This window comes from Leisingera sp. M523, assembly GCF_025141335.1.
Taxonomy (GTDB): Bacteria; Pseudomonadota; Alphaproteobacteria; order Rhodobacterales; family Rhodobacteraceae; genus Leisingera.
The window spans coordinates 3,163,290-3,184,666 of sequence record NZ_CP081036.1 but is presented as its reverse complement, the minus strand read 5'-3'; the positions used below and the strand labels follow the sequence as shown (position 1 = coordinate 3,184,666).

Annotated in this window: 15 protein-coding genes; 2 read left to right on the top strand and 13 right to left on the bottom strand. The window is 62.7% G+C overall.

Annotated elements, in window-relative coordinates; genetic code table 11:
• Positions 1–51: 51 nt before the first annotated feature.
• Genes K3557_RS15725 through K3557_RS15695 form a run of 7 tightly spaced genes read right to left on the bottom strand, consistent with a single transcriptional unit; the run spans position 52 to position 6,566 of the window.
• Entirely contained in the window at positions 52–531 is a 480-nt protein-coding gene (locus K3557_RS15725) for a class I SAM-dependent methyltransferase (protein ID WP_259994877.1), read from the bottom strand.
• On the bottom strand, positions 532–1,290 hold the full coding sequence (locus tag K3557_RS15720; protein WP_259994874.1) for a polysaccharide deacetylase family protein: 759 nt from the start codon (positions 1,288–1,290) through the stop codon (positions 532–534).
• Positions 1,287–2,423 (bottom strand): glycosyltransferase family protein, encoded by a 1,137-nt coding sequence (locus tag K3557_RS15715; protein ID WP_259994863.1) that lies wholly within the window; start codon positions 2,421–2,423, stop codon positions 1,287–1,289. The genes K3557_RS15720 and K3557_RS15715 overlap by 4 nt, the downstream gene beginning before the upstream one ends.
• Positions 2,420–3,007 (bottom strand): histidine phosphatase family protein, encoded by a 588-nt coding sequence (locus K3557_RS15710; protein WP_259994861.1) that lies wholly within the window; start codon positions 3,005–3,007, stop codon positions 2,420–2,422. Before K3557_RS15710 ends, K3557_RS15715 begins: the two co-directional genes overlap by 4 nt.
• Positions 3,004–4,092: a glycosyltransferase gene (locus K3557_RS15705; RefSeq protein ID WP_259994859.1), complete on the bottom strand. Its 1,089-nt coding sequence runs from the start codon at positions 4,090–4,092 to the stop codon at positions 3,004–3,006. The genes K3557_RS15710 and K3557_RS15705 overlap by 4 nt, the downstream gene beginning before the upstream one ends.
• 6 nt (positions 4,093–4,098) lie before the next feature.
• On the bottom strand, positions 4,099–5,343 hold the full coding sequence (locus K3557_RS15700) for a glycosyltransferase family 4 protein (protein WP_259994858.1): 1,245 nt from the start codon (positions 5,341–5,343) through the stop codon (positions 4,099–4,101).
• Positions 5,340–6,566 carry a glycosyltransferase family protein gene (locus K3557_RS15695; protein ID WP_259994857.1) on the bottom strand — a complete coding sequence of 409 codons (1,227 nt, stop codon included), beginning with the start codon at positions 6,564–6,566 and terminating at the stop codon, positions 5,340–5,342. The genes K3557_RS15700 and K3557_RS15695 overlap by 4 nt, the downstream gene beginning before the upstream one ends.
• 395 nt (positions 6,567–6,961) lie before the next feature.
• On the opposite strand from K3557_RS15695, the gene K3557_RS15690 reads away from it, so the two are divergent.
• The gene (locus K3557_RS15690) at positions 6,962–9,346 is read left to right on the top strand and encodes a mechanosensitive ion channel family protein (RefSeq protein WP_259994856.1); all 2,385 of its coding nucleotides are present in this window, start codon (positions 6,962–6,964) and stop codon (positions 9,344–9,346) included.
• 219 nt (positions 9,347–9,565) lie between these two features.
• Here K3557_RS15690 and K3557_RS15685 read toward each other — a convergent pair whose 3' ends face one another.
• The 5 genes from K3557_RS15685 to K3557_RS15665 are packed head-to-tail and all read right to left on the bottom strand — an operon-like array spanning position 9,566 to position 16,775.
• On the bottom strand, positions 9,566–10,912 hold the full coding sequence (locus tag K3557_RS15685) for a CoA transferase (protein ID WP_259994855.1): 1,347 nt from the start codon (positions 10,910–10,912) through the stop codon (positions 9,566–9,568).
• Positions 10,909–12,063 carry an ABC transporter permease gene (locus K3557_RS15680; RefSeq protein ID WP_259994853.1) on the bottom strand — a complete coding sequence of 385 codons (1,155 nt, stop codon included), beginning with the start codon at positions 12,061–12,063 and terminating at the stop codon, positions 10,909–10,911. Before K3557_RS15680 ends, K3557_RS15685 begins: the two co-directional genes overlap by 4 nt.
• The gene (locus K3557_RS15675; RefSeq protein ID WP_129372020.1) at positions 12,060–13,088 is read right to left on the bottom strand and encodes an ABC transporter permease; all 1,029 of its coding nucleotides are present in this window, start codon (positions 13,086–13,088) and stop codon (positions 12,060–12,062) included. The genes K3557_RS15680 and K3557_RS15675 overlap by 4 nt, the downstream gene beginning before the upstream one ends.
• Complete coding sequence (locus K3557_RS15670; protein ID WP_259994852.1) at positions 13,088–15,001, bottom strand: ABC transporter substrate-binding protein; 1,914 nt, start codon at positions 14,999–15,001, stop codon at positions 13,088–13,090. The genes K3557_RS15675 and K3557_RS15670 overlap by 1 nt, the downstream gene beginning before the upstream one ends.
• Entirely contained in the window at positions 14,994–16,775 is a 1,782-nt protein-coding gene (locus tag K3557_RS15665; RefSeq protein ID WP_259994851.1) for an ABC transporter ATP-binding protein, read from the bottom strand. The genes K3557_RS15670 and K3557_RS15665 overlap by 8 nt, the downstream gene beginning before the upstream one ends.
• A 435-nt stretch (positions 16,776–17,210) precedes the next feature.
• On the opposite strand from K3557_RS15665, the gene K3557_RS15660 reads away from it, so the two are divergent.
• Positions 17,211–17,876 (top strand): TetR/AcrR family transcriptional regulator, encoded by a 666-nt coding sequence (locus K3557_RS15660; protein WP_259989761.1) that lies wholly within the window; start codon positions 17,211–17,213, stop codon positions 17,874–17,876.
• A gap of 30 nt (positions 17,877–17,906) precedes the next feature.
• On the opposite strand, the gene K3557_RS15655 is transcribed toward K3557_RS15660, so the two are convergent.
• On the bottom strand, positions 17,907–21,329 hold the full coding sequence (locus K3557_RS15655; protein WP_259994850.1) for an indolepyruvate ferredoxin oxidoreductase family protein: 3,423 nt from the start codon (positions 21,327–21,329) through the stop codon (positions 17,907–17,909).
• Positions 21,330–21,377: the final 48 nt, after the last annotated feature.

Genomic DNA, 21,377 nt, shown 5'->3' with positions numbered 1-21,377 from the left:
TTGGGGCGGGGGCGTGCGCTGCCCGGCCAATGGGCCGGGCGGTGACCGGGATCAGCCGGCCCGGTAGAACATATAGCGCCCAGGCTGGATGCCGTCCGGGCCGTCCAGTTCTTCAAAACCAACCAGCGGCTGGCCGGAGACGATGATGCCGCCAGGGGCCATGACCTGCGCGATGACGGGGGAGAGGGCGGCGGCCTCGGCGACATCCTTTTCCTTGATCCCGAAGCCGAAGTCATAATGCGCCAAGGCGATCTTGCGCCCCTCGGATGCCAGCCGTTCCAGCATTGGTTTTGCCTCGCCTTGCAGGAAATCCTGCTCCGGCGGCACGCAGGAGGGATGGCATTGCAGCAACCGGTCAATGACCCAGATCCGCCGGCTGGGCAGCGTTTCACGCAGGTGATCATAGGTGCGGCCGTTGCCAAGCCCCATGTCCAGCACATCGCCGTCCAGCGGGGTGACCTGATCTGCGGCCCAGTTCAGCCCGTCGCGCTGGGCGGTGAGGCGGCGCAGCATGGAATCAAGACGGCTCATTCAGGACATCCTTTCATCATATATCCAGGCCTCTGCCGGGCCATCCAGCAGGCGCCGTGCAAGGGCGGCAGTAAAATCCCAGACCGCCTGGTCATGCACCAGGTGGTGGGTCAGAAGGCCGTAAGGCTCTGCATTGTCGGCATCGCCGAGACGGCGGTCGTGCAGCTGGCGTGTTACCTGTGCAATCAGCTGCTCCGGTGGCAGCAAGCTGCGGGTGCCTTTCCAGTCGATGGGATCCAGGTGGGTGTTCACCCGCAGCAGGCCGGAGGCGGGTTTGGCGCTTTTGCGCGGTGTAAAAGTGGAAACTGCCGTGAAACCGGTACCCGCCAGCCATGTCAGCATTTCCGGAGAGATCCGGTTCCAGGGGGGCACGAACATAGGGCGCAGGCTGGTGCCGAATATCCCTTGCAGAGAGATCAGGCCGCGCTCGGCATCGTCCAGCAGTTCCTCCAGCGGGCGGTGGGCGCCGAACTCGGCTTTCTTCTCGCCGGCGGGCGCGTGGTTCTGATGCGCCCAGCCATGCACCACCGGGATCAGTTGCGGGTGATCTGCAACAAAACGGCCAAGATCAGGGGTGACGCCGTGCGGGATCACCGCGAGATGCACAGGCAGGTCCAGGTTCGCAGACAGTGCTGCCAAACGCTCTAGCTCGGTTGAATGGGACATCGCGTCATCATCCCGCCACCACAAAGGCAGCGTCAATCCTGCCGTCTGCCAGTGCTCCAGTTCCCGGTCCAGCCCGCTCCAATCCGGTGTCATTCGCGCCCTCCCGCAAGTTCTGCGGCAATCTCCACACTCCGGGCGGCGCCGTCAAACCTGAAACCGCCTGCAACCCGCGGCGGTGCGTGCAATACCGCCTTGACCGCAGCGCATAGCGTCCTGGCTGAGAGATCTGCGGTTTTGACCACTTGGACGCCGTTCAGGGGCGCAAGGCTGGCAGCGCGCAGGCCTTGCTCAGTTTCATTCCCGGCATCAAACGGGATCAGCACCGCAGGCGTGCCGACTTGCAGCAGGTCCAGAGCAGTGTTGTAGCCGCACATGCTGACCGAGGCCGCGGCATGGGAGAGCATTTGGCGGAAATCCTTGCGCGCTGGTTCCAGCAGGGCGGGGGAGCCTGCCTTGGCAAAATCCGCGATGCGCGCTGCAGCGTCTGATCCGCCAACCAGCAGCCGCCAGGGCGTGTCCGGCATCAGCTTTGCCGCGTCAAGTGCTGCCTGGTATAGCGGCGTGCCCACGCTGCCGCCGCCAGCACTGACCAGCACCGCGCCTGATCCTGCCTGTGACGGATGCGGCCCGGCAGCAGGAGGGGCAACGTAACCGGTATAACGCAGCTTGCCCGCAAGCATGCGGCTGACCGGCCAGCTGGCCTCGAGCTTTGTTGCTGCGGGGTCGGAGTGGACCAGCACCGCGTCATAGAACCGGGCGATTACGGCATCGGCTTTGTCCGCTTTTTCGGGTTTGGAGGGCGGGGCGAGAATGTCACGAATTGAGGACAGGATCACCGGCCGCCGGGGCAACGCATGTGCGGCATCAAGCAGCGCCAGGAACTCCTTGCGCAACGAGCGGCGGCCAAAGGGGTAAAGTTCGGTAATCAGCACATCAGGCTGCATTTCGTTCAGAGCGGCACAAAGAACGTCTTGGCGCCGGATCATGTAGGCCGCGTCCGCCAGCGTTCCGTCCTCTGCCAGCAGACGGGTGAAATCGACTCCGTCGGAACGCAAGGGCGGCAGTTGGATCAGATCGGTTCCATCCGTGTCGAGCTGCGGGGCAGGGAAGCCACCGGAAACCACCTGAACCTGATGGCTGGCAGCGGTGAAAGCGCGGGCCAATGTCAGCGCGCGGGCCAAGTGGCCGGTGCCAAGCAGATGGGTGACGGCGATCAGAACTTTCATGGCGCGATCTTACGGACCAGCCGGACCGGTTCGGGCCAAGGCATAAGGGCGGCGCCGCTGATTTCCACCACAAACAGCCGGTTGCGTTTGATGCGGAAGGGGGCGGGGCCATTGAAGTCCCAACCATGTGCACGTGCCAGGATCATCCGCATGATGCCGATGTGGCAGACCGCCACTGTATCCCGCGTCAGACTGCGCAGCCAGGGTTCAATACGGGTCCAGACCTCGGCAGGGGTTTCACCGCCGGGCGGGCGGTAGTGCCAGCCCCAGTTCTCGATATCGCGGAAACCGCTGGCTGGGTCGGCCTTCAGGTCCTGCCCCTGCAGCCCCTCCCAGTCGCCCCAGTTCATTTCGGTCAGTTCATGCGCAGTGCTGGGTGCGCGGCCTGCAACAAGTTCTGCGGTCTCCGCCGCGCGCATCAGCGGGCTGGACCATAGGTTTGCCTGCGGCCAGTCAGCGGGCAGGGCGTAGCCGCGCAGCTCTTCGCGGGCCTGATCATCCAGCGGGATGTCACTGCGGCCCTGGATGCGGCCGGCGCGGTTCCAGGCAGTGTGGCCATGACGCAAAAGGGCGAGGCGGATCATACGCGGGTCTCCATCAGCGGCAGAACGGTTGCCCAGAACTGCCGGGCGGCGGCGGGGGCAAGGTGGCGGGAAGAAATGAGGTCACGTGCATCCTTGCCAGACTCAACGCGCAGTTCGGGGTTTGCAAGCAAGACCGCGGTAAAACCTGCAAGAGCCTCGGCCCCCTGATCCGGAGCGGGATAGCCAGCGGGCAGCAGCACATCCCGCACGCCGGGCCGGTCCTGGGCTGCGATGGGCAGACCATGGGCCTGGGCTTCCAGATAAACCATGCCAAAAGCTTCGTTCACGCCCGGCCAAAGGAACAGGCTGGCGTTGCCATAGGCGGCTGCCAGCTCCTCGCGGGAAAGCAGGCCGAGGAAGCGCACTTTGTGTCCGTAAGGGGCCATTAGTGCTTCGACCTCGCTGCGGGCGGGGCCGTCGCCGACAATGTCCAGCCGCCAATCGCCAGGCAGATGAGACAGCATTTCCGAGATGATTTGGTAAGAGGCCAGCTTGTCACCCTGACGCATCATGCCGGCGGTCAGCATCGGCCCGTCCAACGACGAGGCTTCGGGCAGCTGATCCAGCGGCAGGAAGGGGGGCAGATGGGCCACAGCCTGTGCGCCGCAGCGGTCGCGGTTCAATGCAAAATGGTCCTGCTCGGTGAAGTAGAAGATCACCGCGGCAGCGTCGGCAGCGGCGTGAGCAGCTATGGCAAATCCGGCCCATCGCCCGGTCAGGCGTTTCATGGCGCGGGTGGATTCGATCTGCACATAAGGAATGCCGCGGGCGCGGGCGACGGCAGGGCCGATCAGATCTGGCGCCTTGTAATAATTGTGATAGCTGACCCAGAGATCCGCATCGGGCATGCAACGGATCAGTCTTTCAGCCTCGGCCTCGGCCTGATTGCGCAGGCTTGCCTGCAGCGCCGCGTCGCCGGTCTTGTCATAGATCCGCAAGTCTGAAACCAGCTGCACCGCCGCACCGCTGGCGGTGAGCAGCTCCATCAGGTTGCGGGCAATCTCGCGGTCGCCGGAGGGCACCGGGTGATGCGGCGGCTTCATCGGTGCGTAGAAGGCAACCCGCTTTCCGGCTCCCGGCTGCATGGCCGGTCAGCTTCCTTGCAGCATGGCATGCAGTCGCCTGGACAGCTGGGCGATGCCGGGATCCATGCCGAAATCAGTGCGCAGGCGGGCCAGCGCTGCGGCGGCCATTTCTGCCAGCCGTTGCGGGTGCCGGGCAGCATACAGCAGGGTTTCGGCCAGCGCCTCGGGGCGGTCCTCGCTCAGCAGGCCATGGGTTCCATGAGTGATGAACTCCGGGATCGCAGAAACCGGCGTCGACAGGATTGGCAGGGATTGCGAGGCGGCCTCCATCAGCACATTGGGCAGCCCGTCGCGGTCGCCGTCCGCAGCCACCCGGCTGGGCAGCACAAACAGATCCGAGCGGCGCATCGCCTCAATCACCTCGGGCTGGTCGCAGGCGCCGCGCCAGGTGATGCGGCTGGCAATGCCCGCATCCTCAGCCATGCCCTGCAGCAATTCGCCCAATCCGCCACCGCCGATATGGGTCCAGTGCCAGTCCAGCCCCGCAGGCAGCAGAGCCATGGCAGCGATCAGCCGGTCAAAGCCTTTTTTCTCGACCAGACGCCCCACTGACATGAACTGGATCGGATCCTGCGGCTGGCGCAGACCGCGTTCAGGGGGGGCGGGGAACCGCGACAAATCCAGCCCGTGGTAAACCAGATCAACCCGGTCGGGCGTATCGGCCATCTGTTGCAGGTGTTTGGCGCCAAAGCCGGTGCAGGTGGCGCCGAAGGCCGCGCCGTGGTGGGCGGCGGAGAGCTTTTCCTCTAGCTCCCAATCGGGCGAGGTCCAAATGTCCTTGGCGTGGGCTGAAAAGCTCCACGGCAGCCCGCGCATGATCGCGGCATAACGCGCAACGGAGGACGGCGTGTGCAGGAAGTGGGCGTAAAGCCCCAGCACTTCCGCGGGCATTTCCGCGGCCAGCACACAGGCCTGGCCAAAGCGGCGGATGCGGTTGGGTGTCAGATCACGGCGCAGATCGGCGCGCCAGATGCGGTAGGCCTCAGCATAGCCGGGCAGTTGTTGCGCCATCGTGCGCGCGCGCCAGACCCGCTCCGGCTCATCATGGAGGTATTCGGGAAGGTAGTTCACGCGCGCCTGCAGCTGCGCATGCAGCGGGTGCCGCTTGATGTCGGTGGGGTGGCGCAGCGACCAGATCTCAAACGCGTGGCCGGCGGCCTCCAGGGCAACCAGTTCCTGTGCAATGAAGGTTTCGGACAGCCGCGGCCAGCCCTTGACCACCACCGCAAGGGGCGGACGGGCAAGGGTCATTCAGCGGCCTCTTTCCGGGTGTCCTGCAGCAGCGCGGCAACCCGGCCGGTCACGTAGTCGAGTCCGTCCAGCAGCCCCTCAGACCCGGCGGCAGAGGGCGGCGGCTGGGTGGCCAGCGCGCGGATCGCCTTGGCCAGGGATGGGGGTGTCCAGCCGTCACGGGTTTCGTCCAGCATGGTGGTAAGGCCGATTTCCTCGGCCCGGCTGGCGCGGATCCATTGCTCCAGCCGCGGCGTGGTGCGGGGCACGATCACGGCGGGTTTGTCAAAGGACAAGACCTCGCAGAAGGTATTATAGCCGCCCATGCAGACCACCCCTTGGGCGCCGGCAAACAGCGTCTCGATCTGTGATTCAAAGCCAACTGCGGTAACCCTGCCATTCAGCCGGGCGACACGCTCCTCGAAATCCTCGCGGGTTTCCCCGGACAGGAAAGGGCCATAGACAAGCACGGCGCGCGGGGAAAGCTCCGCGTCGGCTTCATAGGCCGACAGCACCAGGTCCACCATCATCTCGCCATCGCCGCCGCCGCCAGGGGTGACCAGCAGATAGGGCTGTTCGGGCGGCTCCCCCACCTGGCCAAGATCGCGGCGCAGGTAGCCGGTCCAATGCATCCGGGCCTGCATCTGCGGGGTGAAGGGCAGCCCCGCCGTCGGATCGTACACGGACCGCGGCCCGTAGACCCAAATTTCATCATAGAAATCGCGGGTGGCCTCAACCGCGTGCTTGCGCTCCCATTCGGCGGCCAGCACCTCAGGCTCGTCCAGCACATCGCGCAGGCCCAGCACCATCTTGCAGCGGCCCCGCGATTTCAGCAGGTCCAGCGCCGGCATCAGCTCACCGCGAAAGCCGGTGGGTTCCTTGTCGGCCACCAGCACATCAGGGTCGTATTGCTCCACTGTGGAGCGGATCAGCGCAGCGCGCAGATCAGCAGTTTCTTCGATGCTCATGCCCATGGTGCGCGAGGCATAAGAGCCGTCGGTACGCTTGATCACACCCGGCAGGCGGACATGATCGACCCGGGTCGGGAAGGAAAACCGCCCCGCAACCGGTGAACCCGTCAGGATCAGCGCCGAGGCGTCGGGGTTGGCAGAGGTGAGCGCACCTGCCAGCGCACGTGAACGGCGCAGATGCCCCAGCCCGAAAGTGTCATGGCTGTAGAACATGATCCGCGGCCCGCGGGCGCCGGTGCCCGCCGTTGCCGGTGTGGTGCTTGCGGTCGTCATTGAATTGCCTGATCGGGTTGCCGGGCGGCGGATGGCTGAAATCCGGGACCGGCGGCGCAGGAACCAGGCCAGCCGGTTTTGCCGCTCGTCCCCGGGCGCGTGCTCGTGTGCTCCGCCATCTTCCGCCTCAGTTTGCGCGCCCCTGAAGCCGGTTGCGGCGGGGGCACGGTCAGTGTTTGCTTTTGCTGCTGCTCAAGCCCGGAGGGTGTTTGCCAGCCCAGGCTCTGCAGCAGTCCGCCCAAGGGGCGGGTATATGAATTGGTATAGCCCGGAGCCTGTGTGCATGCAATCATGCGCCTTTGTTGCCTGCCGCACAGGAAATTGCGTCCGCGCCATTTGCGCAACGCTCTGCTGCGTGGTTAATTTGACGCAAGTTTCCAAAAGGATAGGCGGTCATGCTGCACGTTTTGTTCCGGGTTCTCATTTGCGGCCTGCTGAGTTTTGGCCTGGCCGCTCACGCCGGCGCGCAGGAAAGTGAAGCGAACGGAGCCGATACGTTGTCCCGTGCGATCGAACAGGCGGCGCAAAGCGGTGTCAGTGTGGTCGTGGTGGACAGCAGCGGCCAGTTGCTGAACGCGCCGCCGGACGAGGAGCAGGAAGCGGACCATCCTGCATCCGACACGATGGAGCAGCCGTCGGCGCTGATGAAAGCACAATCCAGGGTTGCCGCCTTTCGGGCAGAACTGAACAGCCGGCTTGAGGCGCTGCCCTATTCAATTTTTGAGATGCAGTACATTCTGCGCCAAACCAGCCCGGACGGCCGCATAATGACCTATGCCGAAGTGCTGGGCTGGAGCGTTTTGTTCCTGCTGATCGGGCGCTGGCTGTCGACAGAGATTTATGGCAAACGCATCGCCAAGCGTTTTGTGGTCGCACGGATCCAGGCCAACCCGGAAGGCTATCAGGAAAAGATGCCATTCCTTGTGTACCGCTTCCTGATGGGGGTCGGGGGCACTGTTTTTGCGATGGTTTTCGCGGCTCTCATTTCCTATCTGATCTTCGGCGCTTCGGGCGACCCCTCAATCGAATTTACGGCAACGGCTGTCTACACGGCGTTTTTCCTGGCCCGCACGGTGTCCGATCTGTGGCGGATGGTGCTGTCGCCGTTCCTGGCCCAGTACCGGATACCGGTGTTCTCAGACCGGGACGCAAAGCGGCTTTACATCTGGGCGTCCCTGCTGGCGACCTATGACATCTCCTCGACGCTGTTTGCCACCTGGGTCGGCGATTTCGGTCTGAACTATAATGTCTACGCGCTGGTTTACGGAGTTTTGGCGCTGGTGGGGATGCTGGGCAACCTGCTGATGGTGCTGGTCAACGGGCGTGCCATTTCCAACGCCATCCGCGCCGGCCGCGTGCCGGAAAAATGTTCCTTGCTGGTGCGTGTTCTGGCAGTTGCCTGGGCGCCGGTTCTGATGGCTTACATGGCATTTGGCTGGCTTAAGCTGGCCTTTGACCTGGTGCTGGAAAAGGATATTTCGATCCCGTTGATGGCGGGCAGCTATTTTGTTCTGACCACGATCCTGATTGTCTATGGCGCGATCAACTACTTCATCGAACGCTATTTCAGCCGCACCCGGCGAATGCAGGCTGCTATGGCGGCAACCGGGCCGGAGGGAGCCGCCACGGAAGCGGAGGGTGTTTCTGAGCAACCGGGTGAAGAGGCTGTTCCGGATGAGGCGGAAACCGATGCGGAAGCCGCAGATGCACTCACTGCAAGACACCCGATTGGCACTTACCAGGATCTTGCCCGCAGAGTGGCAGGCATTCTGGCCTTCGTGGTCGGGGCCTATTCACTGGTGATCGTCTGGAACCCGGACGCCCAATGGACCGAAACCACTGCGGCCGAACGGGTGATCGATGTGACGGTGATCCTGTTCATCGGCTATATCGTTTATCACCTGTTCCGGATCTGGATCGACAGCAAGATCGATGAGGAAACCGGCGATGTTTCGGAGGCTGAGCTGGGTGATGAAGGCGGTGCCGGGGGGGCCAGCCGCCTGGCTACTTTGCTGCCCTTGTTCCGGGGCACGATCCTGGCGGTTGTGCTGGTCTCGATCGTGCTGATCGTGCTGCTGGAACTGGGTATCAATGTCAGCCCGCTGTTCGCCGGTGCCGGTGTTGTCGGTCTTGCGGTTGGCTTTGGTTCGCAGACGCTGGTGCGGGATATTTTCTCTGGCGCCTTTTTCTTGATCGATGATGCCTTCCGCAAGGGCGAGTACATCGACATCGGCGACGTAAAGGGCACGGTCGAGAAGATCTCGGTGCGGTCTTTCCAGCTGCGCCATCACCTCGGTGCGCTGCACACGATCCCCTTTGGCGAGATCAAGGTTCTGACCAATTACTCGCGTGACTGGGTGATGATGAAGCTGCCGATGCGCGTCACCTATGACACTGACGTGGAGAAGGTTCGCAAGCTGATCAAGAAGCTTGGCCAGAAGCTGATGGATGACCCGGTCGTCGGACATACCTTCATTCAGCCGCTGAAGTCCCAGGGTGTGATCGAGATGCAGGATTCAGCGATGATCATTCGCGTGAAATTCATGACCAAACCGGGGGATCAGTGGATTGTCCGCAAACGGGTGTACCAGGAGATCCGTGAATTGTTTGCCCGCGAGGGCATCAGATTTGCCCATCGTGAGGTCACTGTGCGGATGGCGCCGGACCAGGCCGAAGAGATGACGCCGAAACAGAAGGAGGCTGCCGCCGGGGCAGTGCAGGCGGCGATTGACGAAGATCTTCTGGACGAGATGGGCGGCCCGGGCGGCGATGACCGCTGAGCAGATACCTGACCGGCGGCCTCCCGCCCCCGCGCTGGACCGCTAGCGCGCTCCGCTTGGGGTTGGGCGTGGCGCCGCGCTGGCGCGCGCCGCTGCCTCCGGCGGGGGTGTTTCTCCCAGAAAGAAGCCGCCGCTGCGGAAGCCGGTTTCGTTCTGGTTGAAAATATCCCGGGGTGAACTGGCTGCAAGCCAGAAGGGGCAGCGTCGCATTTTTATTGGTTATTCCGGCCAGCATGCCGGGGCGCTGCCGCAATGGGAGGCGGGCCGGCCCCAGCGCATTTTGCTGGTGTCCAGGGCAAGCGGCGCAGCAAGGCGGCGGCCCAGCCCCCAGCCGCTGTTTTCGATCTCCTGGGTGAAGTCGCTGTGTGCCGGTTTGGCGACATACGGTCCGCCGGCACATTTCTGTATTCCGCCAAGCAGTTTTGCGGTGCGGGCAAGCGATAGATGCGCAGCGGGCACTGCCGCCCCTTGGGCAGCAGTTACCAAGGCCGAGAGCACCGCTGCTGCCATCAAATAACCCGTGGCATGGTCCAGCGCTTGTACCGGTAAAGGCTGCGGATCGTCCGCCTTGGCCTGGACCCGGCCTGTATCGGCGATGCCAGCACTCATCTGCACGAGGCTGTCAAAACCGCGCCGCAGGGCCCAGGGGCCGGTCCAGCCATAGGCATCCAGAGAGGCTTCAACCGCATTGGGAGCGATCCGGCGGCGGGCGTCCGCGCCGTAGCCCAGACCATCCAGCGCACCGGGACGGTAGCCATGCACCAGCACATCGGCCTTGGACAGCAACGCCTCAAACCGCTGGCGGTCCACTGTATTGCGCAGATCCAGGGTGGCCATGTGCTTACCCAGCGCAACATCGGTGATGACACCAGGCTCGTCCCAGCCGGGCGGGTCGATACGCAGCACATCGGCGCCAAATCCGGCCAGAGTGCGGGTGGAAACCGGGCCGGCCAAAACCCGCGTGAGGTCCAGCACTCTCAATCCGGCCAGCGGGCGTTCGGCTGTTGCCTTTGGCCGCTCACGCAGTTGGATAACACGGGGCGACCGCCATAGGATCAGCGGTTCCGCCGCCACAGAAAGACCTTGCGGATGCGACAGCCAAGCCGCTCGGCTGCGCATGGCGGCGGCCGCACCACCTGCGTTTACGATTTCGTCTTCGAGATGACTGGCCTGCCATTGTTTCACGGCAACTGCCACGGCTGCGCGGTCTCCCGCGCAGTCTAGTACTTTCAGGGCAGCTTGCCGGTGGTGCGGCAGGTTGGTGTGCAGGCGGATCCAGCCATCTGCGGTTTCATAATTGCCGGCCACCGGATCCCACAGGCTGGGAAGCTCCCAGCCCTCGGGGCGGAAACTGTAGCTGAACCAGAATGAAGCCAGGCGCTGGTCCACCGTGACGTCCGGGGCAACGGGCGCAAGGTTCAGCGCCTTTACCAGCCGCGCCAGTTCCAACCCCACGGCGGCGACTGAGGTATTGGCAAGTTCTGTCACCGCAAAGGCGCTGCGCCAGTGTCCTGTGCCGGTGAGGCGGTAGCTGCCAGGCGCCGGCAGGGCAGTGAGCAGGGTCATTGCTGGTAAGGATCCAGGCTGTCGCGCAACCCGTCACCGAGGAAATTGAATGCCAGAACAATAATCACAATCGGCAGCATCGGGATCGCGGTCCAGGGGTAGATTTCGATCGAGGCCAGGTTTTGCGCATCATTCAGCATCACGCCCCAGCTGACCGCCGGCGCGCGCAGGCCAAGGCCGAGGAATGACAGCGCGGTCTCGCCCAGGATCATCGCCGGGATTGACAGGGTGGCCGAGGCGATCAGATGCGACATGAAGTTCGGCAGCAGATGTTTGCGGATGACGCGGCCGGAAGAGGCCCCCATCATTTCGGCAGCGCGCACGTATTCCTCTTCGCGCAGGGACAGGAATTTTGCCCTCACTGATCTTGCCAGCCCCGGCCAGTCGAGAATGCCAAGGATGATCGAGATGACAAAGAACACCGCAACCGGCGACCAGTTCGAGGGCACCGCGGCAGACAGCGCCAGCCACAAGGGCAGCTCGGGCAGGGACCGCAGGACTTCGATCACCCGGTTGATCAGCCAATCGGTTTTGCCGCCGAAATACCCGGCCATTGAGCCAAAGAAGATGCCAAGGACGAAGGACACGGAAATGCCGATCAGCCCGACGGTAAGCGACAGCTGGGCACCATAGGAAACGCGGCTGAAGATGTCGCGGCCCAGCCGGTCGGACCCCAGGATAAAGATCGTCGCCTCTTCGGTTGCGCAGAACAGGTGGCGGTTGCTTTCGATGAGACCGGCCAGTTTATAGGTTTGGCCCTCACAGAAGAATTCAAGCTTCAGCGGACGCGAGGTGTCGGGACTGAACTCCCACTGGAAAGTTTCCAGGTTGGCCTCGGAGGTCATTGGATAAACGAAGGGTCCCACGAACGCGCCCTCGTGGAACAGCTTGATCGATTGCGGCGGGGAATACAGATGCTCTGAAAAGCGCTGGTTTGGTCCGTAGGGCGCAAGGAAGCCGGCGAACGGGATCATGAGGTAGGCGACCAATAGGAACAGGCCTGAAATCAGTCCCAGCTTGTGGGTCTTGAATTTGCGCCAGACCAGCAGCCAGTTCGGCGCGTCCAGGTCCTTGCGCTCCAGCTCCAGCAGCGAGGCCTGCGGGTCGAAAGGTTCATCATCGACATAACGTCCATCAGGCAGCCGGGTCATGCGCCGCGCCCCTCATACCGGATCCTCGGGTCAAGCAGCACCAGCAGAACATCTGAAACCATGGTGCCGATCAGCGTAAGCAAAGCGACGAACATCAGCACGAAGCCCGACAGGAACATGTCCTGGGTTTTAAGCGCCGTCAGCAGGGTTGGCCCGATGGTTTGCAACCCCAGCACCACCGACACCAGCACCGAGCCTGAGATCATTGCCGGCAGCAGGTTGCCGATGTCGGCGACAAAGGGGTTGAAGGCGACGCGCAGCGGATACTTGGCCAGCATCCGTGAGGGTTTCATTCCCTTGGCGATGGCAGTTTCCACATAAGGCTTGCCAAGTTCGTCCAGCATGTTGGCGCGCAGGCGCTGCATCATCGCGGACGCTCCGGCAGTGCCGATCACGAAGGTTGGAACGATCAGATGGACGAGAATGGACTTCACTTTGTCCCAGTTCATCGGCACGCCTTCGTATTCGGGGGCCATCAGCCCGCCGATCGGCAGATCAAACCAGCGGTGGCCATAGTAGAACAGGATCAGCGCCAGCAGGAAGTTTGGCGTAGCGAGACCCAGGTAACCGATAAAGGCCGAGGTGTAATCAATCCAAGTGCGGGCCCGTGCGGCAGCCAGCACCCCCAGCGGCAGCGCCACTGCATAGACAAAAACCACGGCGGACAGGTTTACCAGAACTGTAAGCCACAGGCTGTCGCCGACGATATCGGCAACCGGGCTGTCGAACTCGAATGACCAGCCGAAATTTCCCTGGATCATGCCGGAGAACCCGTGCGGGCCGGGCATGAAGCCCATCCAGATCATGTATTGCTGCCACAGCGGTTTATCGAGCGCATATTCCTGCCGCAGGAATTCCGCCTTGGCGACACCTGCGGACTGGCCGGTGGCCTGCAGCTCGGCAATCTGGTTCGACAGATAGTCGCCCGGCGGCAGGTTGATAATGGCAAAGACCAGCACCGACACCACCAGAAGCGTAAGCAGCATGGTGCCAAAGCGGTAAATGGCGTAACGCAGAATTTCCATCAGCCCTGGCCATCCTCAAAAAAGAACTCATCCGGACGGTAAAGGCCGAAATGGGCACCGGGGTCCCAGGCCCATATTGCCTGTTTGGGCACATTGCGCAGGCGGTTGCTGACCACGACGGGCTGCGGTGCGGCGGCCACAACCCCGATGGCATAAACCTGATCAGCGTGGATCTGCAGCATGGCGCGCCAGGCGGCGGCACGCTCGGCATCTGTGGTGGCCATGTTCCAGTCCTGCATCAGATCCATCAGCTGCTGTGCCGGAGCCATGTCTGGCGGCTCGCCTGCGTCGCCGCCGGTTTGATAGAACTGGCCCCACTTCGGCCAGGACAGGAACACCTGGTCTGTTGGCGCCAGATAGGCAGGCGAGGTGTAGACCTGCGGCAAGCCATTGTCCCAGCCGAACCAGGCAGAAGCCATGGTGCTGCCGGAAAACACCCGGTTGCGCAGGATGTCGCGGTCCAGCGGGCGCATCACCAGTTTGACCCCGACATCACGCCAGTCGTCCGAGATTATCTGCAGTGCATTCTCGACTTCCTGACGCTCACCGGCTGTTTCCACGACCAGCTCCATCAGCCGCCCGTCTTCCAGATAGCGGATGCCATAGGCGTCTTTCTTTGTAAGGCCGGCTTCGTCCAGCAGCCGGTTGGCCTGCTCCGGGTCGAAATCCGCCCAGGCAGCACGCAGGGCGGGGTCGAAAAACTCGCTCTGTTCCAGCACCGTCATGGCGCCGGACTTGGCCAGGTTGAAATAGAGCGCCCGGTTGATGGCCCGGCGGTTGATGGCCAAGGACAACGCCCGGCGCACCCGGACATCGCGCAGCACCTCGCGCCAGACCGGATCCTTGGCATTCAGGTTCGGATAGATTGCAATCTGCGAGGCGGCACCGGAGCCCCAGAGATAAGTCTTGTAGTTTGCGCCGTCTTTTTCGCCTTTGCGCAGGATCGGAATATCCCGGAACCCCAAACCGCGGGCCTGCAGGTCGGCTTCCCCTGCGTTGGACTTGGCCGCTACCAGGCCGGCGGTCACGATTTCCATTTCCACGGTGTCGATATAGGGCAGCTGCACGCCGCGGCTGTCGATCCGGTGGTAATAGGGGTTGCGCACGAACTGGTGGCGGATCTTCTTGCCTGGCGAGGCGTTGATCCAGGGCTGCAGCGTCGGAAGCTCGTGGTTATCGAACTTGTACATGTTGTCGTATTTGTTGTGCAGCGCAGCCCAGCTTTTGACGCGGGCATAGTCGACTTCCTCTTCCAGCACATCCGGGTCGGCGTAATCGGCGTGGAATTGTTTCAAGTATTCCGCCGGCCGGTAGATGAAAGGCGGGCGCGCCTGGGCCAGCATGTGCAGGAAACTGGGGTTCGGGTCGTCCCATTCATAGATGATTGTGGTTTCGTCCGGGAAGCTTACGCGCGGCAGCTTGCCGTTCACACGCAGGAAATCCGGCGGACCGGCCGGGCTGAGCAGCTTATGGTTGGCGACATCTTCCCACCAGTAGCGGAAATCGGCAGAGGTGAAGGGATCGCCGCTGGACCAGCGGTGGCCGCGCCGCAGTTTCAGGGTGTAACGCCGGTTCCCTTCGTTCTCATAACCCAGCAGAATGTCAGGCTGCAGCCGGTAGCGTTCGTCATAGCCCGCCAGGCGGGCATAGCCGTATACCACCATCTGGCGGATATCCTTGGAACGGGTCACCATGGTGTTCAGCGTGCCGCCCTCGATGCCAAAGTCCCGGCCCTTGGCCGCCAAGTCGACCACCAGCGGCACCTCTGGCAGGCGTTTGGCCACTGGGGGCAGATAGCCCGCCTTGACTTCGGAACTCCAGAACTTGCTTTCCTGGACCTCGGGGCCGCACAGGGCAGAAAGCGGGGCAAGGCAGAAGGCAGCCGTCAAAAGGGGTTTCAGGACATCAAGCATGGCAGCGCACCTTATGGCCGGGTTCCAGATGTTTCAGGTTTACCAGTCGCGGGGCATCAGATCCGTTAAAGCGGAATTCCTCGGGCCAGCAGTCCGGCGCGCCTGCGCCCTGGGCCACCAGTTTCAAGTCGATAGGCCGGTCAATATCGGGTTCCGGCTGGGCTGCGATCAGCGCCTTGGTGTAGGGGTGCTGAGGATTATAGAACAAGGTTTCCGGCGGTGCCTGCTCGACAATCAGTCCTCGCCGCATCACGGCGACCTCATCTGCGATGCGGGCCACCACGGCCAAATCATGGCTGATGAACAGATAAGACAGGTTCTGCCGGTCGCGGATTTCCTCCAGCAGCAGCAGGATCTGTTCTTGCACTGAAACATCCAGCGCCGAGGTCGGCTCGTCGCAGACGATCAGCGCCGGCTCCAGCATCAGCGCACGCGCGATCGACAGCCGCTGGCGCTGACCGCCGGAAAACGCGTGCGGGTAGCGTTTCAGCATGTCCGGGGACAGGCCGACCAGCCGCAGCATGTCCGCCGCCTTGTCCCGGCGTTCGGCGCGGGAACCGATGCGGTGGATTTCCAGCGGCTCCACCAAAGTGTCCTGAATGCGCATCCGGGGCGACAGCGAGGAGTAAGGATCCTGGAACACCATCTGGGCCTGCCGCTGAAAGGCGGTGCGCGCGGTGCGGTCCATGCTGTGCACTGTGACCGCCGGCTGATCAGGATCAGGGCGGAACAGCACCTCGCCGCCGGGATCCGGCAGTTCTGCCCCCAGGGCAATTCGTGCCGCCGTGGTCTTGCCCGAGCCGCTTTCGCCGACAACTGCCAGGGTTTTTCCGCGGGCCAACCGCAAATCAACCTCGCGGCAGGCGTGGATCAGGGTCGGAGCTTGCCAGCCCTTGCCGGCTCTTAATGTGTAGGTCTTGGAGACCGACTTCATTTCCATGATCAGGTCATCGCGTGACGGCGGGATGGCGACGACCGCTTCATCCGGGATTTCCGGGGCAGCGTTGAACAGGGCCTTAGTGTAGGGGTGGGCAGGGGTGCGCAGCATCGGTTCCGCACGGCCGGATTCCATTACCCGGCCCTTGTGCATCACCACCACTTGCTCTGCCATATTGGCGACCACCCCCAGATCATGCGTGACCAGGATCATCGCCATACCGGTTTCGCGCTGCAGTTCTTTCATCAGCCCCAGAACCTGGGCCTGTGTGGTCACGTCCAGCGCCGTGGTCGGCTCATCCGCGATCAGCAGGTCCGGCTTGGCCACCATGGCCATGGCGATCATCGCCCGCTGGCGCATCCCGCCGGACAGTTCGAAAGGATAAGATCTGTAGGTGCGTTCCGGATCGGAGAACCCGACCCGCTCAAAGCATTCAAGGACCTCCTTGCGTGCCTTGCGTTCGGACTTGCGGCCATGCAGCCACAGCACTTCGGACACCTGATTTCCGATCCGGTGCAGCGGGGAAAGCGAGCGCATCGGCTCCTGAAAAATCATTGCGACGGTATTGCCGCGCACGTCGCGCATCCGCCGTTCGTCAAGCGTCGCAAGGTCAAGCTCGCTGCCGCGGGTGTTCAGCAAAATGCGCCCGGAGCGCAGCTGCGCCACCTTTGGCAGGATACGCAGCACCGCCCGGCAAGAGACCGTTTTGCCCGAGCCGCTTTCCCCGACCAAGGCGAGTGTTTCGCCTGGCTGCACAGCAAAGCTCACGTCCTTCACGACGGAGCCGCCCTTGCCAAACCCAATGCTGAGATTTTCAACGGAAAGCAGCGGGCGCATTCAGAATTGTCCGCCCGGCTGGTTCAAGGCACTCATGAGATCGTGTTTTCCCCTGTTTTTTGGCTTCACCTTCGCGCGCTGAAGGCTGCTTAGTCAAACCCCATTTGCCCAGATGCCCGTTGTGCAAGGAAAAATTGATGGGTTTCCCGGTTGCACTGTGGGCGCCGCCCAGTGCCGTCAGCCCGCAATCGCCCTGCATATCCGGTGTTTTCGGTCCGGTGTCCCAAGGAGGAATAACAGTTTCTCACATTAGCGTGCCGGCACGTGTTTTATGGTGCAATGTAAAATCCTGCCCTCCGGAGGCTGCCGACATGCTGTGGCCCCGGCGCCACTCGGTCCTTGCCGCAAATGGCTGCAGACAGGATTGCCTTGTTGGCGCCAGCAGTCAGCCCGGCATAGGATGCCAGGGAACGCACGCATTCCGAAAGGCCGCACATGGCGCAAAAAACTGTTCTGCACCGGGACGATCCGGAAGCCGAGCCGCTGGTCGGCAACATTAAGGTCACCCGCAACGATTGGCTGAATGTCGCGATGGACGTGCTGATCTCGGACGGGGTGGAGCAGGTGAAAGTGCTGGCGCTGGCCGAGCGGATGCAGGTTTCGCGTTCGTCGTTCTACTGGTATTTCAAATCACGCCAGGACTTGCTGGATGCGCTGCTCAAGACCTGGGAGCAGACCAATACCGCCGGCATGGTCCGCCAGGCCGAGGCGCCGGCCAAGGCCATCACCGGGGCAGTGCTGAATGTGTTCCAGTGCATCGCCAACCCTGATCTGTTCAACACTGCGCTGGACTTTGCCGTGCGTGACTGGTCGCGCCGTTCCGGCAAGGTGCGCAGCCTGCTGGACCGCTCGGACCGGCGCCGGGTCGAGGCGCTGACGGCGATGTTTGCCCGCTACGGCTATGCGGACCGGGAAGCAGTGACCCGGGCCAAGGTGCTGTACTACATGCAGCTCGGCTATGAGATGGCGGATCCGAATGAAAGCCACGCGCACCGGCTGGAGGTGACGCCTGAGTATCTCAAGGTTTTTACCGGGCGCGAGCCGTTGTCCGAAGAGATGTCGGACTTTACCGAATTCACCAAACAGCACTGGGACGTCTGAGGCACCAGCCGCGGCCGCGGGCGTGTGGTGTTACAGGCTGCGGAGAATATCCTCAGCCTGCGCGCGCGCCTCCTCAGCCGCTTTCAGCCGGACCGGGCCATAGCCGCGGATATCCATTGGCGCTTTCAGTACCTTCAGGCAGGCCTCATGCGCATCGGCACTGTAACGGCTGGCGATGGTCTTCAGCGCGGCCTCAAACCAGGTCAGCAGATCGCGGTGCAGGCGGGCTTCCTCGTGGTAGCCGAAGATGTTGAAGGCCGAACCGCGCAACGTCTTGCCCTTGGCCAGCAAGTGCATCGCCGGTCGCAGCCAGGCCCCAAAGGCCCGTTTTACCGGGCGTCCGCGGGTGTCCTTTTTCCAGTTCAGCAAAGGCGGCGCGAGGTGGTACTTGACACTGAAATCCCCTTCGAACTCATCCTCTAGCTGGTGCTGGAAGGCGTCGCTGGTCAGCAGCCGGGCAACTTCATATTCGTCTTTGTAAGCCATCAGTTTGAATAGCGCCCGCGCCGCGGCTGCGGTCAGTTCTTCCTGCGCCTCTGCGGGCAGAGCGTCGCGGAACCGGTTCAGGGCAGCGGTGTAACGCCCCGCATAAGCCATGTTCTGATAGCCGGTGAGGAAAGTGGCGCGGCGTTCGATCAGCGCGTCCAGAGTTTCCGTCTTTGCGGGCGTCTCCTCAAAGTGGCTGGCGACCAGTTTCGGGTCCTCCGCCATGGCGCGGCCGATGGCAAAGGCGAGGCGGTTTCTTTCAATGGCAACGCCGTTCAGCTCAATCGCCTGGTCCAGCGCCCCGGCACTGACCGGCACCAGCCCTTGCTGCCAGGCAAAACCCAGCATCATGACATTTGCCAGCACAGCGTCGCCCAGCATTGTCTCGGCGGCCTCATTGGCGTTGAAACCGGACAGGTTTTGCTCTCCGACGGCCTCGGCAATGGTTTTCTCGCGCAGGCCTGCCATCAAATCAGCATCGCGGCGCAGCACCAGATCGCCAGTGGGCATTTCCGCCCGGTTCAGCACCACCTTGGTGCCTGCGCGGTAATGGGCCGAGGCCTTGGGCGCCGAGCTGACCACCACGTCGCAGCCGATAACCGCATCCGCGCCGCCCTGTTCGATGCGCACCTGGTTTAAGGTGCCGGGTTCTTTGGACAGCCGGATGTAGCTGAGGACAGTGCCGAACTTCTGCGCAAAGCCGGTGAAATCCAGTACGCTTGATCCTTTGCCTTCCAGATGCGCCGCCATGGTGATCAGAGCGCCGACGGTGACAACACCGGTGCCGCCGACTCCGGTGACCAGCAGGTCGAACGGCGTCTTGAGAGAGGGCAGTTCCGGCGCCGGCAGTTTGGCAGTCAATGCGGCGGCGTCCAGACCAGCGGGCTTTTTCTTCTTCCGGGTGCCCCCTTCGACAGTGACAAAAGAGGGGCAGAAGCCGTTCAGGCAGGAGAAATCCTTGTTACAAGTGGACAGGTTGATCTTGCGCTTGCGGCCAAAGGGCGTTTCCTTCGGCTCGACGCTCAGGCAGTTGGATTCAACCGAGCAATCGCCGCACCCCTCACACACCAGGTCGTTGATGAAGGCAAAGCGTTTCGGGTCCTCCATCTTGCCCCGCTTTCGGCGGCGGCGTTTTTCAGTGGCGCAGGTCTGTTCGTAGATCAGAACAGTGACGCCGGAGATGTCCCGCAATTCCCGCTGTACCGTGTCCAGCGCGCTGCGGTCATGGAAGGTGGTGCCGGCGGGGAAGTCGCTGCGGACAAACTTGCCGATGTCGTCCGAGACCAATGCAATCCGTTCCACCCCCTCGGCGCGGCAGGTCTGGGCGATACCATGCACCGAGACCGGTCCGTCCACCGGCTGGCCGCCCGTCATCGCCACCGCGTCATTATACAGGATCTTGTAAGTGATATTGGTGCCGGCCGCGACTGCCTGGCGGATTGCCAGCGAGCCGGAATGATACCAGGTGCCTTCGCCCAGGTTCTGGAACACATGCTTGTTTCCATTGAACTGCGAGGCCACAGTCCAGGGCACGCCTTCGCCGCCCATCTGCGCATAGCCGGCTGTATCGCGGTCCATCCAACTGGCCATCACATGGCAGCCGATGCCGGAAAACGCCTTGGATCCTTCGGGCAGCTTGGTGGAGCTGTTGTGCGGGCAGCCGGAGCAAAAATAGGGCGTGCGGGTGGCGCCAGGCACGTTCAACAGCTTCGGCGGTTCCGCGGTCAGCGCTGCCGCCTTGGCTGGCAGGTTTTCCTCCGGGAAAAAACTATCGAGCCGCGCGGCAACAATGGGGGCAAGCAGCAGCGGGCTCAGCTCCCCGGTCCAGGGGATCAGAGGTTCCCCTTGGCTGTCGTATTTGCCGACCATCTTTTCGGGCTTGCTGCCGGGCCAGTCATAGAAGTTTTCCTTGAACTGGCTTTCAATGATGCCGCGCTTTTCCTCGACAACCAGCACTTCCTGCTTGCCTTTGACGAACTTCAGCGCGTCGGTGCGGTCCAGCGGCCAGACCATGCCGACTTTGTAAATGTCGATCTTCAGGCGGCGGCAGGCGGCCTCATCCAGCCCCAGAAGCCGCAGCGCTTCCATCAGATCCAGATGCCCTTTGCCGGTGGAAACAAAGCCAAAACGCGCGTCCTTGATGTCGTAAATCCGCTTGTCGATCGGGTTGGCCTCGGCAAAGGCACGAACTGCATCCAGCTTGGCGTGAATGCGGGTCTCAATCTCGGGGGAGGGCAGGTCGGCGCGGCGGATATGCAAGCCGCCCGGGTAATCCGCCAGCTCCGGGTAGATGAATTCGCGATCCGGCTGCAGGTCCACCGAGCGCGCGCTTTCCACGGTTTCCGACACCGCCTTGAACCCCACCCAAGTGCCGGAGTAGCGCGACAGGGCAAAGCCGTATTCGCCGAAAGCCAAATACTCCGACACATCTGCGGGGTTCAGCACCGGCATGAACCAGGACATGAAGGCCACATCCGACTGATGCGGCATCGAGGAACTGACACAGCCGTGGTCGTCACCAGCCACCACCAGCACACCGCCCTTTGCGGAGGAGCCATAGGCGTTGCCATGCTTCAGCGCATCGCCGGAGCGGTCGACGCCCGGCCCCTTGCCGTACCACATGGAAAACACCCCCCCGACCTCGCAATGCGGGTCCAGCACGGCCTGCTGCGCACCCAGGACAGCTGTTGCGCCAAGGTCCTCGTTCACCGCAGGCATGAACTTGATCCGGTTTGCCCGCATCCGGTCCTTGGCGCGCCAGAATTCCAAATCGACCGCGCCCAAAGGCGAGCCGCGGTAACCTGAGACAAAGCCTGCGGTATTCAAGCCGGCCTCCTGATCGCGGCGCGCCTGATCAAGCATAATCCGGGCCAAGGCCTGGGTGCCGGTCAGGAAAACCCGGCCCTGGGTCATTTCGTACCGGTCGTCCAGCTTGTAGCTGCGGAAATCGTGGCTCAGCTTGGTCATCTCGGGGAGTCCTTGCGCGGAATAGGTGCTTTCCGGAAAAGTAATCCA